The following is a 16,673-nucleotide window of genomic DNA, read 5'->3' as shown; positions in this document are numbered from 1 at the left end:
GGGCAAGATGGGCAAGTAACTGTGAAAAAGCAAAGACCTGTAAATCTAGATCTTACGACTATATCTATGCCGGCAACGGCTAAAGCATCAATTCTGCACCGTGTAACTGGGGTAGCCTTGTTCTTCGCTTTAACTTTTGTCATTTGGGCTTGGTCTGAGTCTCTTTCTTCTCCTGAAGGTTTTGAATTTGTGAAGGGCCTATTTACTGGCTTTATTGCAAAGTTCATTGCGTGGGGCACCGTCAGTGTGTTGGCATACCACTTAATCGTTGGTATCCGCCATATGATCCAAGACATGGGTCATTGGGAAGAATTAGAGTCGGGCAATAGCAGCGCTATAATTGCAATTTCACTTTCTGTGATAGCAGCAATTTTAGCAGGAGTGTGGATATGGTCTTAAATCAAGCAACTCTCAAGCGTGATGGCGTACAAGATTACGTTTCACTACGCACAACCGCATTAGTAATTGCAGCATATGCAGTATTTATTGTTGGTTATTTACTTCTAACACCAGAACTTACATACGAAGCGTGGCAGGGTTTATTCTCAAACTTAGCTGTTAAAGCTGCAACAATCGTTACATTGGTTTGCATCATGGTGCATACACGTATCGGTCTTTGGCAAGTATTAACGGACTACGTAAAGTGTTCAACCATGCGTTCTGTGCTTGGCTTCGTATTAAACCTAATGGCTCTTGCTTACGTAGCAATAGGTCTGTTTGTTCTGTGGGGTGTTTAAGTGAAATACAATACTCGTGAATTTGATGCTGTTGTAATTGGTGCTGGCGGTGCTGGTATGCGTGCAGCGCTTGCGATTTCTGAATCAGGTAAAACTTGTGCGTTGATTTCAAAAGTTTTCCCTACTCGTTCTCATACTGTATCTGCGCAAGGTGGTATTACCGTTGCGTTAGGCAATTCTCATGAAGATAATTGGGAATGGCACATGTATGATACGGTTAAAGGATCTGACTTTATTGGTGACCAAGACGCAATTGAATACATGTGTCAAACTGGCCCAGAAGCAATTACCGAATTAGAAAATATGGGTTTACCTTTTTCTCGTTTTGAAAATGGCCGTGTATATCAACGTCCTTTCGGTGGTCAGTCGAAAAACTTTGGTGGCGAACAAGCAGCACGTACTGCTGCGGCTGCAGACCGTACTGGTCATGCATTGCTTCATTGCCTTTACCAACAGAACGTTAAAAACAAAACTAACGTGTTTTCTGAATGGTATGCATTAGATTTGGTTAAAAACGACAACGGTGATGTTGTTGGCTGTACTGCGATTGATATTGAATCAGGTGAAGTTACTTTCTTCAAGTCTAAAGCTGTTGTATTGGCAACGGGTGGTGCAGGGCGTATCTTTGCTTCTACGACCAATGCTCATATCAACACCGGTGATGGTGTAGGTATGGCAACACGTGCTGGCATCGCAATGCAAGACATGGAAATGTGGCAGTTCCACCCTACGGGTATTGCAGGGGCTGGTACGCTAGTAACTGAAGGTTGTCGTGGTGAAGGTGGCTATCTGCTGAACAAAGACGGTGAGCGTTTCATGGAACGTTATGCACCGAATGCTAAAGACTTAGCTTCACGCGATGTTGTTGCTCGTTCAATGATGACAGAAATTCGTGAAGGGCGTGGTTGTGATGGTCCTTGGGGTCCTCACCTTAAGCTTAAGCTTGATCATTTGGGTGAAGAAACACTTAACCTTCGTCTGCCAGGCGTATGTGATTTGTCGAAGACATTCGCACACGTTGACCCAGCTAAAGAGCCAATCCCTGTGATACCAACGTGCCACTACATGATGGGTGGTGTACCAACTAACGTTAATGGTCAGGTATTGAGCGTAGATGAAAGCGGTAATAATAAGTTAGTTGAAGGCCTATTTGCCGTAGGTGAGATTGCATGTGTATCCGTACACGGTGCCAACCGTCTTGGTGGTAACTCATTGCTAGACTTAGTTGTATTCGGTCGTGCAGCTGGTAACTTCTTGGGTCAGTACCTTGCTCAAGCAGAAGTGTCAAAGCAAGCAACGAGCGATGATATTGATGCAGCGTTTGCTCGCTTTAATCGTTGGGAAAATTCAAGTAAAGGTCAAGGCGAAGATCCGGTTCAAATCAAAAAAGATTTACAACAATGCATGCAGCTTAACTTCTCGGTATTCCGTGAAGGAGACTCAATGTCTGAGGGTCTACAGCAACTTAAAGAAATTCGCGAGCGCTTACAGCACGCGCGCCTTGATGATAAGTCAACAGAATTTAATACACAGCGTATTGAATGCTTAGAGCTTGATAACTTGATGGAAACAGCCTATTCAACAGCGGTTGCAGCAAACTTCCGTCAAGAAAGCCGTGGTGCTCACTCTCGCTTTGATTACCCTGAACGTGATGATGAAAACTGGCTATGTCATACGGTTTATAACCCTGTGACGGAAAGTATGAGTAAGCGTGAAGTAAACTACGCGCCTAAGACTCGTGAAGCATTCCCACCTAAAGCACGTACTTACTAGGAGCACAGCGATGGCAACTTTAGAATTTTCTGTTTATCGTTATAATCCTGATGTGGATAATGCACCACACATGCAGGATTACACGCTAGAAGTAGAAGAAGGTCGTGACATGATGGTGTTGGACGCACTTTTACTCTTAAAAGAGCAAGATCCAACCCTATCTTTTCGCCGCTCTTGTCGTGAGGGCGTATGTGGGTCTGACGGAGTAAACATGAATGGCAAAAACGGCCTTGCATGTATTACACCTCTTTCTGCATTGCAAAAAAATGGCAAAGGTAAAATTATTTTGCGTCCACTACCAGGTTTACCTGTAGTGCGTGATTTGGTAATTGATATGAGTCAGTTCTACACTCAATATGAAAAGGTGAAACCTTTCTTAATTAATGATAAGCCAACTGGTGGTGAAGAGCGTCTTCAAACAATCGAAGAGCGTGAAGAGCTAGATGGGTTATATGAGTGTATTTTATGTGCGTGTTGTTCAACATCTTGTCCATCGTTTTGGTGGAATCCAGATAAGTTCATCGGTCCAGCTGGCCTTTTGCATGCGTATCGCTTCTTAGCTGATACTCGTGATACAGCAACTGAAGAACGCTTGGCAGATCTTGATGATGCGTTCAGCGTATTCCGCTGTCACGGTATAATGAACTGTGTTAGCGTATGTCCAAAAGGCTTGAATCCAACTAAAGCCATTGGTCAGATTAAATCTATGTTGTTAAATCGTTCGGTTTAATACATATTTAAATCCTTAGATGGCATGCGGCGCATGCCATCTTGTTAATTAAATTTCTGCGCTAGAGAAAAGGGCTAATAAATGCACGAAGGTGTGATGAAGGCATGGCTAGAATCTTCGCATTTGTACGGCGGAAACGTAGCTTATGTAGAAGAGCTGTATGAAGCGTATCTTGATGATGCGACTTCAGTGCCAGAAGAATGGCGGGAAGTGTTTGATCAACTACCTAAAGTTGATGGAGTGGATGTTGATGTTAAACATTCGCAAGTAAGGGAGCAGTTTGCTGACCTTGCGAAAAACAAACATAGAGAAGTAGTGGTTGCAGCGGATAGCTCGTCTGACGCGAAGCAGGTCAAGGTACTGCAACTGATAAACGCATTTAGGTTTAGAGGCCACCAAAATGCCAACTTAGACCCACTTGGTCTTTGGAAACGTGAACGAGTTCGAGATTTAGAGCTTGATTATCACGACCTAACCGATGCGGATTTAGAAAAAGAATATAACGTTGGCTCTTTCGCAGGTGGCAAAGAGACAATGAAGCTAAAAGACTTATATTCAGCGTTAAAAACCACTTATGGTGGTTCTGTTGGCGCGGAATATATGCACATCACTTCTACTGAAGAAAAACGTTGGTTACAGCAACGCTTAGAATCAACCTTCTCCAAGCCTCAATTTAGCAAAGAAACAAAACTACGCATTCTGAAAGGCCTCACAGCAGTAGATGGTTTAGAAAAGTATTTAGGTGCAAAATTCCCTGGTGCTAAGAGATTCTCTCTAGAAGGTGGCGATGCATTAGTACCGATGCTTAAAGAGCTAATTCACCGAGCTGGTGAAAGTGGTCAAGAAGAAGCTGTCATTGGTATGGCGCACCGTGGTCGCTTAAACGTACTAGTCAATGTGTTGGGTAAAAACCCGCAGGAGCTATTTGACGAGTTTGCTGGTAAATATGGCGAATCAGCTGGCTCTGGTGATGTTAAATATCACATGGGCTTCTCATCTGATTTTGCCACGCAAGGTGGTGACGTCCATATGGCGTTAGCGTTTAATCCGTCCCACTTAGAAATTGTTAACCCAGTAGTCATGGGTTCAGTACGGGCGCGTTTAGACCGTTTAGGATGTAAAACGGGGTCAAAAGCACTGCCAATTACGATTCATGGCGATTCTGCAATTGCAGGCCAAGGTGTTGTTCAAGAAACCTTCAACTTATCACAAACACGTGCATTTGGTGTTGGCGGTACAATTCGAATTGTCGTCAATAACCAAGTGGGCTTTACGACTTCTAAACAAGAAGATGTGCGTTCTACAGACTACTGTACTGATATTGCTAAGATGGTTCAGGCACCTATTTTCCATGTCAATTCAGATGACCCAGAAGCAGTTGCTTTTGTAACTCAGCTTGCACTTGATTTTCGTAATCAGTTCCGTCGCGATGTGGTAATTGATTTAGTTTGTTACCGTCGACACGGTCACAACGAAGCTGATGAACCAAACGCAACGCAGCCGTTGATGTATCAGAAAATTAAAAAACACCCAGTACCACGCCAGCTTTATACTGATCAGTTAGTGTCTGAAGGTGTTATTTCAGCAGATGATGCTAAAAAACTGGCTAACGATTACCGTAATGGCTTAGATAATGGCGAATGTGTAGTAGAAGAAATAAAATCAGATACTAAGCATTCCTCAGATTGGTCTAAGTTTGTGGGTCACGATTGGGATGTTGAATACGATCCAAAACTGTCAGTTGAAAAATTAAAAGACTTAGCGGATAAAGTGTCAACCTATCCAGAGTCGCATAAAGCCCAATCTCGTGTTAAGAAAATATACGATGACCGTAAAGCAATGGCAAAAGGTGACAAGCAACTTGACTGGGGGATGGCAGAAACATTAGCCTATGCGACTTTGGTGGACGAAGGTGTTGATATTCGTATGACCGGTCAAGATTCTGGCCGAGGTACTTTTTTCCACCGCCATGCAGTTGTGCATAATCAGGCAGATGGTTCTACCTATCTACCATTGCAGGATATTGGTCAAGAGCAAGGTGCATTTGAAGTATACGATTCAGTATTATCTGAAGAAGCTGTACTAGCATTTGAATATGGTTATGCAACGGCAGAGCCGACTTCTTTAGTACTTTGGGAAGCTCAATTTGGAGACTTTGCTAACGGTGCTCAGGTTGTATTTGACCAATTTTTAAGCTCAGGTGAGCAAAAGTGGGGTCGTTTATGTGGCCTGACTATGTTGTTACCTCATGGCTATGAAGGTCAAGGTCCAGAGCATAGCTCTGCTCGTTTAGAGCGTTACTTACAGTTGTGTGCTGATCACAATATGCAAGTGTGTGTGCCTTCAACACCTGCACAGGTTTATGCTATGTTGCGTCGTCAGTCGGTTCGTCCGTTGCGTCGTCCACTGATTGTTATGACGCCAAAATCATTACTTCGCCACCCGTTAGCTGTTTCATCCATTGAAGAGCTAGCACAAGGCACATTCCACAATATGATTGATGAAGTAGATGATCTCGATCCGGCTAACGTTGAACGAGTGGTGTTCTGTAGCGGTAAAGTATATTACGAGTTACTGCAAGAACGTCGAAAACTTGAGTTAAATAATGTCGCTATTGTGCGTGTGGAGCAATTATATCCGTTCCCGCATCAGGAAATGGACGAAATTATGGCTCGTTACCAGCACGTAAAAGATTTTGTCTGGTGTCAAGAAGAACCACAAAACCAAGGTGCTTGGTATTGTTCGCAGCACCATTTCTGGGATGCAATTCCAGCGGGCGCGAACCTAACTTATGCTGGCCGTAAAGCCTCGGCAGCACCTGCGTGTGGCTATATGTCAACACATACTAAAGAACAAAACGCGTTAGTTGCTGACGCATTAACAATTAAAAAGTAAGGGATAAGAGATGACAACCGAAATTAAGGTTCCTGTTCTTCCTGAGTCAGTTGCAGATGCTACAGTAGCAACTTGGCACGTTAGCGTTGGTGATACAGTAACTCGTGACCAAAACCTAGTTGATATTGAAACAGACAAAGTTGTGCTTGAAGTAGTTGCGCCTGAAGATGGCGTGATCACTGAAATTACACAAGCAGATGGTGCAACGGTTTTAGGTGAACAAGTTATTGCAATTCTAGGCGCGGGTGAGCAAGCTAGCGCACCAGCTCAGTCAAATGATCAACCAGCAGCGTCTTCATCGGCGCCAGCAGCAGAAGGTAAAGAAGTGGACATTAAAGTACCTGTACTTCCAGAGTCAGTAGCGGATGCTACAATCGCAACTTGGCATGTTCAACCAGGTGAAGCAGTAAGCCGTGACCAAAACCTAGTTGATATTGAAACTGATAAAGTTGTTTTAGAGGTTGTTGCACCAGAAGACGGTGTAATGGGTGAACACGTGCACGCAGAAGGCGACACGGTATTAGGTGAGCAAGTGATTGGTAAAATCACAGCAGGTGGTGCACCAGCTGCATCATCAGAAGCCAAAGCTGACGCAGCACCGCAAGCGTCTTCAGATGAGAGCTCAGATGTACTGACGCCATCTGTACGTCGTCTAATTGCAGAAAAAGGCCTAGATGCGTCTAAGATTAAAGGTACAGGTAAGGGCGGTCGTATTACCAAAGAAGATGTTGATACATTCTTAAAAGCACCGGCTGCTAAGCCTGCTGCAGCAGCGTCTTCTACACCTGCTGCACCTGTGGGTGAGCGTACACAAAAGCGTGTACCAATGACGCGTCTTCGTAAGACGATTGCCAACCGTCTACTTGAAGCTAAAAACTCAACAGCAATGTTAACAACGTTCAACGAAGTGAACATGAAACCAATCATGGATCTTCGTAAGCAATATCAAGAAGTGTTTGAAAAACGCCATGGTATTCGCCTAGGCTTTATGTCTTTTTATGTGAAAGCAGTAACGGAAGCACTTAAGCGTTTTCCTGATGTAAACGCATCTATTGATGGCGATGATATCGTTTATCACAACTACTTTGATATTAGTATTGCAGTGTCAACACCACGTGGTCTAGTAACACCTGTATTGCGTGATTGTGACAAATTATCTGTTGCTGAAATTGAAAAAAGCATCCGCGAGCTCGCGCTTAAAGGTCGTGATGGTAAGTTAACTGTTGAAGATATGACTGGTGGTAACTTTACTATTACTAACGGTGGTGTGTTTGGTTCGTTACTATCAACACCTATCATTAATTTGCCTCAGTCTTCAATCTTGGGCATGCACAAAATTCAAGAACGCCCAATGGCGGTAAATGGCAAAGTAGAAATCTTGCCTATGATGTATTTGGCACTAAGCTATGACCACCGTCAAATTGATGGTAAGGAATCTGTAGGTTTCTTAGTTACGATTAAAGACCTATTAGAAGACCCGACACGTTTATTACTAGACGTTTAATCGTAATTGATTAGATATTAAGCTGTATGTTTGTTCATACAGCTTTTTTTTTGCGCCTTTGGTCTAACTAGGGTTTTCATCGTAAGCCTTGGGATCTATACTAGGAGCGCAATTTGGGATAGCTGATTATTTGCATAAATATTCAGCTTTTTTAGTATAAGAAATTGGATAAAGCATCATGAATTTGCATGAGTATCAGGCAAAACAACTATTTGCCGACTATGGTTTGCCAGTATCTGAGGGGTTCGCTTGTGATACACCTCAGGAAGCGGTAGAAGCAGCTGCTAAAATTGGCGGCGACAAATGGGTAGTTAAATGTCAAGTACACGCCGGTGGCCGTGGTAAAGCAGGTGGTGTTAAGCTTGCTGATAGCAAAGAAGAAATTCGCGCATTTGCTGAAAACTGGTTAGGTAAAAACTTAGTAACTTACCAAACGGACGAAAAAGGTCAGCCAGTTGCTAAAATTTTAGTAGAAAGCTGCACAGATATCGCGAACGAATTATACCTAGGTGCTGTTGTAGACCGTGCAACACGTAAAGTTGTGTTCATGGCGTCTACTGAAGGCGGTGTTGAAATTGAAACCGTTGCAGAAGAAACACCAGAGCTAATCCATAAAGCTGAAATTGATCCTCTAGTTGGCCCACAGGCTTACCAAGGTCGTGAGCTAGGCTTCAAGCTAGGTCTAAACCCAGTACAAATTAAACAATTTGTTAAGATCTTCATGGGTCTTGCAAATATGTTTAACAATCATGATTTCGCATTACTAGAGATCAATCCACTAGTAATCACTGATGAAGGTAACCTTCACTGTCTTGATGGTAAAATCGGTGTGGACGGTAATGCATTATTCCGTCAGCCTAAGATCCGTGAATTTCACGACCCATCACAAGAAGATGCCCGTGAAGCTCACGCAGCAAGCTTTGAGCTTAACTACGTTGCACTAGATGGTAACGTAGGTTGTATGGTTAACGGTGCAGGCCTAGCGATGGGTACTATGGATATCGTAAACCTACATGGCGGCAAGCCAGCTAACTTCTTAGATGTTGGTGGCGGCGCAACAAAAGAGCGTGTAGCTGAAGCATTCAAGATTATCTTATCTGATGACAATGTTAAAGCTGTGCTAGTTAACATCTTCGGTGGTATTGTACGTTGTGACATGATCGCAGAAGGTATTATCGGTGCAGTTAAAGAAGTTGGCGTTCAAGTACCAGTAGTAGTACGTTTAGAAGGTACTAATGCTGAACTAGGTCGTGAAGTTTTAGCTAACTCAGACCTTGACATTATCGCTGCAGAATCACTAACTGATGCTGCACAGAAAGTTGTTGCTGCTGCGGAGGGCAAATAATGTCTGTATTAATTAATAAAGAGACTAAAGTAATTTGTCAGGGTTTCACTGGCGGTCAAGGTACTTTCCACTCTGAGCAAGCTATCCAGTATGGTACGCAGATGGTTGGTGGTGTGTCTCCTGGTAAAGGTGGTCAAACTCACTTAGGTCTTCCTGTATTTAACACAGTACGTGATGCGGTAGAAGAAACAGGCGCAACGGCATCGGTTATCTATGTACCAGCAGCTTTTTGTAAAGATGCAATTTTAGAAGCAATCGATGCTGGTATCGAGCTTATCGTTTGTATCACTGAAGGCATTCCAACGCTTGATATGGTTGACGTTAAAGTTAAGCTTGATCAAACGGGTGTGCGTATGATTGGTCCTAACTGCCCTGGTGTTATCACTCCGGGTGAAACCAAAATTGGTATCATGCCTGGCCATATCCATAAGCCAGGTAAAGTAGGCATTGTTTCTCGCTCTGGTACGTTAACGTATGAAGCGGTTAAGCAAACTACAGATGCAGGTTTCGGTCAGTCTTCATGTGTTGGTATCGGTGGTGACCCAATCCCTGGTACTAACTTTATTGACGTACTAGAAATGTTCCAAAATGACCCTCAAACAGAAGCAATCGTGATGATTGGTGAAATTGGTGGTACTGCGGAAGAAGAAGCAGCTGAGTACATCAAAGCGAACGTGACTAAACCTGTTGTTTCTTACATTGCTGGTGTAACTGCACCAGAAGGTAAGCGTATGGGGCACGCAGGTGCGATTATCGCAGGTGGTAAAGGTACAGCAGACGAGAAGTTTGCAGCTCTTGAAGCCGCAGGTGTTAAAACTGTGCGTTCTCTTGCAGATATCGGTGTTGCACTAAAAGAAAAAGCAGGTTGGTAATAACCGCTTAACTTCAAAGTAAATACTAAATGCCAGTCTATATGACTGGCATTTTTCATTATGGGCTTTTAATTTATTATACTTATTGGATTAAATAAATGATCAGATATTGCAACTGAAAATGGCTTAATAATCGGGCAAAAACTTCGGTATATAGTTATTCTACATGAGCCATTTAACGGGCTAAAATGATTAATTTTTTAATAAATGGTTTTATTTTCGGTTGTTATTTTGCAAGAGCGATAGCATGGTAGGAGTGATTCTGATTTTTTTGCGTAACTAAATTAAGATACTTTTGCTTATATTCTGCTGGCCATAGAGCGCCACCGTTAGCATGAAATTTTTTGCAGTCGTAAAGCTAATATTGAATATAGCTTTGAACTAGTTCATCAATTGTTGGTTGTAATTGGGTAATTGCCCAATTAACTTGTTTTAACAAATCTTTATTAGTAGGACTCTTTTTAATTATAAAATGTACTTGGTTGTCATGAACTATATATGGCCATGGCTTGATGTCTTTATAGCCCTTAGTTCTTTTAATATAAAGGCCAGAAATAATGTCATCTACAATAAAGTCGACGCGTTTTTTCAGGAGCATGTCTGCTCTGCGATCTGAACTTGAAATTTTTACAAATTGATTTTGGTATTTTGGCAGCTTGCTTAGTTTAGCGATCTCTTTGCCATAAAATGAACCGATACTGAGACCAATTATCTTTTGTTTGTCTAATAGCTCAGGTAAACTCTTAATTGGGTAAGCGTCTAAATAACTAAAAAGTCTCATTTTTTCATATCTATATGGTTTTGAAAAATAGCCAAATTGTGCCCTTTGCTCTGTATAGCTAACCATTACAGCTACATCAATATCTCCATTTTCTATTTGCTCTAAGGCACGTGCACTTGATGGTAGGCGAACATATTTAACACAAATATCAATCGAGTCGAATATAATTTTTGCAATTTCAATATCTAAGCCATGTGCTTTGCCTTGGTAAAAATAAGTCAGAGGAGGCCAATCAGCAACCAATCCGAGCTGAACAGTTTGAGAACAGCTTTGATGTGCATAACCTTTTGTTATATAAATTAAAATACATATTAAAGCTATTTTTGATAACGGCAGCAAAATTATTTCCAATGGAACATATATCCTACTAAATTTAGTCAAGTTTGGAAAAATTAAATAATTTTAGTGAATATTTTTTCTAGGTGTACTTTCAAAGAGAATACGGGACGATAAGAGTTTTATTATCTCATCTATATTTCTTTGCATTTAAAAATCAGCCCTGCATAATTGCGCAAAAAATTAAAAGTGTCTTTCATGCAGTTAGGAATTGGTGAAATGGCAGCGTTGTTCGCTGCATTTGTGTGGGCAAGTTCAACATTACTGTACAAGCGCTTCAGCCATAGTTTATCGCCCTTGCAACTTAATGTTAGTAAGGGGGTTCTAGCAGGGTTGATGATGCTCATTGCTGTTATCATTACTCAGGATTGGCAAATACCTGAATTTAAGGAAAGTTGGTATTGGTTAATTGCTAGCGGCATTATTGGTATAGCGATTGGAGACAGCGCTTACTTTGCTGCCCTAAGAAATATTGGGCCAGCAAGAACGTTAATTGTCGAGTCATTTGCCCCGGTTATTGCTGGTATACTGAATATTGTAATATTGGGAAGTTATTTATCTGTACAGGCATGGTTTGGTATTTCACTTACAATAATAGGTGTTTTGATAGCGCTTAAACCTAAGCACATTCTACCCCAAATTGAACGCGGTATTTATTATAAAGGCGTATTATTTGCCTTGTTAGCTGCTTTTTGCCAAGCTGCTGGTATGGTAATGTCTAAGGGTGCGATGAACATTGAACAAACAAGTAGTCTATGGGCTGCGTTAATTCGTCTATTCAGTGGTACTTTTTGTGTCGCTATTATTGTTGCTTGTTTGAAAGAGCATAATCTTAAACAGTCCATTAGATTGCATAATGTCGAAGGGAAGACTTGGTTATTTATAGCGGTATTTTTTGGGACGTTCATTGGCTTATGGTTGCAGCTTTTATCGGTTAAGCACACCGACCCTGCAATTGCTCAAACCGTTTTTGCTACGGCCCCTTTGATGGTTATGACACTTGGCCTTATTAAAAATGAACCTATAACTGCAAACATGGTAGGTGGTGGAGTTTTGGCTTTTGTTGGTGTCGGGGCACTGTTACTTGGCTAGCCTTTTGCGAGTGATGCAATTGTTTATACCAATTGCATCACCAGATGGATTACCTAACTTGGTTAGTAAGCTCTGAACGCCTATCCAATGCCTCTTGTAAATTAAACAGTGTTACATTAGCAATCTGCTCTAGTGCTTCTTGAGTAAAAAAACCTTGGTGGCCTGTGATTAATACATTGGGAAAGCTCACAAGACGAGAAAATACGTCATCTTGAATAATTTCGTCACTACGGTTTTTAAAGAATAGCTCTGACTCTTGTTCATATACATCGAGCCCTAAATAACCTAATGTACTGTTTTTTAAGGCTCGAATACAAGCTTTTGTATCTATGAGCGCGCCACGGCTGGTGTTTATCAGCATAACACCGGGTTTCATTTTATTAAATGCATTATCATTTATCATATGGTGAGTTGCATCACTTAGCGGGCAGTTCAAACTGATGATATCACTTTGTTCTAGCAGCATATCCAAAGAGGATAAAGTGTATGAACCCTCACCTATATTTGGATCGTAAACGAGTATATTGGCTCCAAAACCGTTCAAAATAGCAATTAACGCTTGACCTATCTTTCCTGCGCCTATTACCCCAACTGTTTTGTTGTGCAGGTTAAAGCCTAGTAAACCATTTAAATCAAAGTTATCTTCTCGAACTCGATTGTACGCTTTATGTGTTTTACGACTCAGTGTTAGCATTAATGCAATACAATGCTCAGCAACCGCTTCGGGGCTGTAAGCTGGTACTCTAACAACTTTAATACCCAGTGCTTGAGCTGTTTTAATATCAACATTATTAAAGCCTGCGCAGCGTAATGCGAGCGTCTGAATACCTGACTCAGCTAGTTCTGTTAGTACAGTTTTATTTAAAGTATCATTTACAAAAGCACAGACTGCATCAAAACCTTGACATAGTGCAGTAGTTTGCTCGTTCAGTGACTCACTGAAGTAGCTTAACTCTATTTGAGGATGATCTTTTAATGCCTCTGAAAAAAAAGGCTTTTCATAATTTTGCGAACTGAATAGGGCTACTTTCATCATTTAATTGGCTCTCAATGACAGGTTTTAAAGTATCTGGTTTTGTCCTTGGTGCATACCGAGAAACCAGCTCTCCCTGTGAGTTTACTAAAAACTTGGTAAAGTTCCATTTAATTGCACGGTTCTGGGCAATTCCCCTAGTATTTGATTTCAAATAATTAAATAGAGGATGAGCATCAGGGCCGTTCACTTGCACTTTATCACATACCATAAAGCTTAAGCCAAAATGACTTTTGTAAAATTCATTTAACATAGCGCCTTCTAGCGGTTCATTTCGGCCAAACTGATTGCATGGAAAGGCCAAAATTTCAAATCCGTAGTTTTTATATTGTCGATATAGTTTTTCTAAAGCACTCAGTTGTGCAGCAAAACTACACTTGCTGGCGATATTGACTATCAGCAAGGTTTTCCCCTGCATTTGTTTCAGTGCGAGCATTTCGCCATTAATTAGTTTGACACTGTAGCGATGTATTGTTTCCAAAGCTTAGACTCCTTGCCCGCTAAATCTACTGTTAAGATATTTCATAATTCATTCGTGTTTTTCATTTGCTATACCTGTATGAGTTAGGTATAAAAACTCCATTATCGATACCATAACAACGAAATAGGACAGAATTATGTCAATGAGAATTGCGTTCATTGGATTAGGTGTGATGGGCTTCCCCATGGCTGGCCACTTAGCCAATGCAGGTCACCAAGTAACGGTATACAACCGCACTGATACTAAAGCCCAAGCTTGGGCTGAAAAACATAAAGGACAGTGGGCTAAAACCCCTGCATTAGCATCGAACAACGCCGATATAGTGTTTATGTGTGTTGGTAATGACGATGATTTACGTTCTGTTGTATATGGTAATTCTGGGGTGTTAGAGGGCATGGCCGAGGGGGCAATACTGGTCGACCATACGACAACGTCTGCAAAAGTGGCAGTTGAGGTAGCACAAAAAGCAAGTGAAAAAAATGTAACGTTTTTAGATGCACCCGTGTCAGGTGGCCAAGCAGGGGCAGAAAATGGCGTATTAACTGTCATGGTAGGTGGCGAGCAAGCCGTGTTTGATATTGTAGAACCTGTTATGTCGGCTTACAGCAAATTTTCTCAATTATTAGGTAAAGTAGGTAGCGGGCAAACTTGTAAAATGGTGAATCAAATTTGTATTGCGGGTGTAGTACAAGGCTTAGCTGAAGGGCTTCATTTTGCTAAACAAGCTGGCTTAGATGGTGAAAAAGTGATTGAGACTATTTCTAAAGGCGCGGCAGGTTCTTGGCAAATGGAAAATCGTTACAAGACCATGTTAGCTGGAGAGTATGAGTTTGGCTTTGCAGTGGAGTGGATGCGCAAAGATTTAGGCATTGCACTTGATGAAGCGCGTAATAATGGTGCATCGCTACCATTGACGGCTATGGTCGATCAATACTACGCGGATGTGCAAGCACTTGGTGGTGGGCGCTTTGATACATCAAGTCTATTGGCGAGGCTTGATGCGATTCATGATAAAAAATCGTGAGTTAAAACGCTAAACTGATGCTTAAAGCCAATTGCTTAGGAGATCCTTAGCGTTGTCAAAATAACTAAACGCTGCTTGTTTAAGTGTTTGCCATTCTTAACTCGCTTAAGAATTTCATTACACTTAAACCTGCGACATTGAGTGTCTAGACGTTTTTTATTAAGTTTACAGTTGTCTATAAGCTTTGTGCGTAATGGTAAAGTGCTTTTAAAATACTTAGATTTTTCTCGTTTCCATCATTTTCATGTACTAAGTTCTCAAGTGTTAGCATAAAATCCTCAGCGCTAATTGATGGATTATCCTCACCATGCATTAGCTTGTTTTGACAATATTTTCGCCAGCTATCTAGCTCTTGAGGATTGAGTGTTCCCGGCCAATTGCGAGCACGATAACGAAATAGCATAGTCGTAAACTTAGCATCGTCAAAAGTTAGATTTAGTGTACTCAGTGCTTGGGGTTGCGCATCGCGAATAATGGCGAACTTAGCTTTATCGGCTTTACTGGTAAAACCGTTGTATAGTTGATAGTCAGGGTTAGTATTTTCGGCAAAGTTACCTTGCTCATTAAATACTTGCGCTACTTTATCGCGTAATTCTGGGTGTGCTTTAAGTACTTTGAGGTGCTCTAAACATTGTGATCTATCTATACCTAGCCTTGCTGCATTTTCAGGTAGCAAGGTTTTGGCGGGGGCCAAAATAGGGCACTTGTTTACATGTACCAGTTTTAACCCTGCTGGCAACTCACCTTCGGCTAAATCACGGTGTTTGGTATATAATCGTTCCCGCAATTGCTCAACCGATAAATCTAGCAGTACTTGTGGGTTATGCGTTAAATTAAAACATACAACGGCATTTTTATTAACAGGATGAAAGCTCATAGGTGCAATCCAGGTTGTGCAACCTTGAGTAGCTGGAATACGTGACGATGTGTGGACTAATGGCTGCATATTATAAACATCTACCATCTCTAATAGTGTTTTTTTGTGCCGCAAGCCGAAAAAGAATTGAAATAACTTAGGCTGCTTTTCTTTAATCAACTTAGCCAGTGCAATAGTTGCAGTTACATCACTGAGCGCATCGTGAGCAGCACCATGCTCAATACCATTAGCCACTGTTAAATGCTCTAGTCTAAAACTTGGGGTGCCATCATCTTTTAACGGCCATTCAATACCTTCCGGGCGAAGCGCATAACAGGCTCGTACTAAATCGATTATATCCCAGCGGCTGTTACCGTTTTTCCACTCGCGCTCGTATGGGTCATAAAAGTTTCGATAAAAACTATAACGGGTTACTTCGTCGTCAAAGCGAATACTGTTATAGCCCGCTACACAGGTATCTGGATGACTAAATTCAGCATGTATTTTGGCCATAAACTCAGCCTCAATTAACCCATGTTTCTGTGCATGCTGCGGGGTGATCCCGGTGATCAAACACGCTTCAGGGTGAGGTAAATAGTCCGGTGCGGGTTTACAGTATTCAATCAGCGGCTCGCCAATAATGTTTAAGTCTAAGTCTGTACGAATACCTGCAAACTGGCTTGGGCGGTCTTTTTGTGGTGAAGCCCCCCAAGTTTCATAATCATGCCAAAAGATAGTTGCGGTATTATTGTTATAGTTTTTTGTATTTTGCTGGGTTTTATTCATATAAAAATCAATGCTCTGCTATCTTTTTTATGGCTATAGATAAATTACTAATTAACTGGCTCTTATAGCTTAGTGTGTATAGTTGTGTATATAAAAAATCAATGAGTGTACAGGCGAAAAGCGACATAGATTAAGCCATATTCACAGCATTTGAGTATTAGCACATTATCACATAGTGAAGGGTTTTGGGTAAAACGGAATTCTTTGTTTAACGACTATTGTAAGACTGTATATATACACCAAGCATTGCGTTTTTTCCGACATGCCGAAATTTCTGTTTTATTACTAAGTCATTTATTTGTCTCAATATCCGGTCGTTTTTAATGCAACTGGTATACTTTCATGTCCATATAAGCCCCTAGAATAAGCAAGGCTTTAAATACAGCTACCCGACAGCAAAGCTTTTGTATGATTTAGAAGCTTTTTTG

At 41.4% G+C, this 16,673-nt stretch carries 14 protein-coding genes; 10 read left to right on the top strand and 4 right to left on the bottom strand.

What is annotated here, in order from left to right:
- The first annotated feature begins 21 nt into the window (after nt 1-21).
- The 8 genes from sdhC (at nt 22) to sucD (ending at nt 9,856) form a co-directional block, all read left to right on the top strand.
- Complete coding sequence (sdhC, locus tag SANK73390_RS22110) at nt 22-399, top strand: succinate dehydrogenase, cytochrome b556 subunit (RefSeq protein ID WP_261593593.1); 378 nt, start codon at nt 22-24, stop codon at nt 397-399.
- A complete protein-coding gene (gene sdhD / locus SANK73390_RS22105) occupies nt 390-737 on the top strand; it encodes a succinate dehydrogenase, hydrophobic membrane anchor protein (protein ID WP_261593487.1) in 348 nt (115 codons plus the stop codon). Before sdhC ends, sdhD begins: the two co-directional genes overlap by 10 nt.
- Nucleotides 738-2,510, top strand: coding sequence for a succinate dehydrogenase flavoprotein subunit (gene sdhA / locus SANK73390_RS22100; RefSeq protein ID WP_462768441.1), 1,773 nt, complete (start codon nt 738-740; stop codon nt 2,508-2,510). It begins immediately after the preceding gene.
- Between the two features lie 10 nt (nt 2,511-2,520).
- Entirely contained in the window at nt 2,521-3,240 is a 720-nt protein-coding gene (locus tag SANK73390_RS22095) for a succinate dehydrogenase iron-sulfur subunit (protein WP_261593489.1), read from the top strand.
- Between the two features lie 81 nt (nt 3,241-3,321).
- Complete coding sequence (gene sucA / locus SANK73390_RS22090) at nt 3,322-6,135, top strand: 2-oxoglutarate dehydrogenase E1 component (protein ID WP_261626585.1); 2,814 nt, start codon at nt 3,322-3,324, stop codon at nt 6,133-6,135.
- A 10-nt stretch (nt 6,136-6,145) separates the two neighbouring features.
- A complete protein-coding gene (gene odhB, locus SANK73390_RS22085; RefSeq protein WP_462768439.1) occupies nt 6,146-7,639 on the top strand; it encodes a 2-oxoglutarate dehydrogenase complex dihydrolipoyllysine-residue succinyltransferase in 1,494 nt (497 codons plus the stop codon).
- 178 nt (nt 7,640-7,817) lie between these two features.
- Nucleotides 7,818-8,984, top strand: coding sequence for an ADP-forming succinate--CoA ligase subunit beta (gene sucC / locus SANK73390_RS22080; protein ID WP_261593492.1), 1,167 nt, complete (start codon nt 7,818-7,820; stop codon nt 8,982-8,984).
- On the top strand, nt 8,984-9,856 hold the full coding sequence (gene sucD / locus SANK73390_RS22075) for a succinate--CoA ligase subunit alpha (protein ID WP_261593493.1): 873 nt from the start codon (nt 8,984-8,986) through the stop codon (nt 9,854-9,856). Before sucC ends, sucD begins: the two co-directional genes overlap by 1 nt.
- 358 nt (nt 9,857-10,214) lie before the next feature.
- On the opposite strand, the gene SANK73390_RS22070 is transcribed toward sucD, so the two are convergent.
- Nucleotides 10,215-10,988, bottom strand: coding sequence for a substrate-binding periplasmic protein (locus tag SANK73390_RS22070; RefSeq protein WP_462768438.1), 774 nt, complete (start codon nt 10,986-10,988; stop codon nt 10,215-10,217).
- 183 nt (nt 10,989-11,171) lie between these two features.
- Between SANK73390_RS22070 and SANK73390_RS22065 the strand changes: the two genes are divergently transcribed.
- Nucleotides 11,172-12,065 (top strand): DMT family transporter, encoded by an 894-nt coding sequence (locus tag SANK73390_RS22065; protein ID WP_462768437.1) that lies wholly within the window; start codon nt 11,172-11,174, stop codon nt 12,063-12,065.
- 49 nt (nt 12,066-12,114) lie between these two features.
- Here SANK73390_RS22065 and SANK73390_RS22060 read toward each other — a convergent pair whose 3' ends face one another.
- Together SANK73390_RS22060 and SANK73390_RS22055 are read right to left on the bottom strand one after the other, a co-directional pair.
- Entirely contained in the window at nt 12,115-13,098 is a 984-nt protein-coding gene (locus SANK73390_RS22060; protein WP_462768451.1) for a 2-hydroxyacid dehydrogenase, read from the bottom strand.
- Entirely contained in the window at nt 13,064-13,579 is a 516-nt protein-coding gene (locus SANK73390_RS22055) for a glutathione peroxidase (RefSeq protein WP_462768436.1), read from the bottom strand. The genes SANK73390_RS22060 and SANK73390_RS22055 overlap by 35 nt, the downstream gene beginning before the upstream one ends.
- A 136-nt stretch (nt 13,580-13,715) precedes the next feature.
- Between SANK73390_RS22055 and SANK73390_RS22050 the strand changes: the two genes are divergently transcribed.
- Nucleotides 13,716-14,603 carry an NAD(P)-dependent oxidoreductase gene (locus SANK73390_RS22050; protein WP_261593497.1) on the top strand — a complete coding sequence of 296 codons (888 nt, stop codon included), beginning with the start codon at nt 13,716-13,718 and terminating at the stop codon, nt 14,601-14,603.
- Between the two features lie 175 nt (nt 14,604-14,778).
- Here the strand turns inward: SANK73390_RS22050 and sbcB are convergent, their stop codons facing one another.
- Nucleotides 14,779-16,245 carry an exodeoxyribonuclease I gene (sbcB, locus tag SANK73390_RS22045; RefSeq protein ID WP_462768435.1) on the bottom strand — a complete coding sequence of 489 codons (1,467 nt, stop codon included), beginning with the start codon at nt 16,243-16,245 and terminating at the stop codon, nt 14,779-14,781.
- Nucleotides 16,246-16,673: the final 428 nt, after the last annotated feature.

The sequence above is a fragment of the Pseudoalteromonas sp. SANK 73390 genome (genome assembly GCF_054966645.1).
This window is presented reverse-complemented; position numbering and strand designations above follow the sequence as displayed.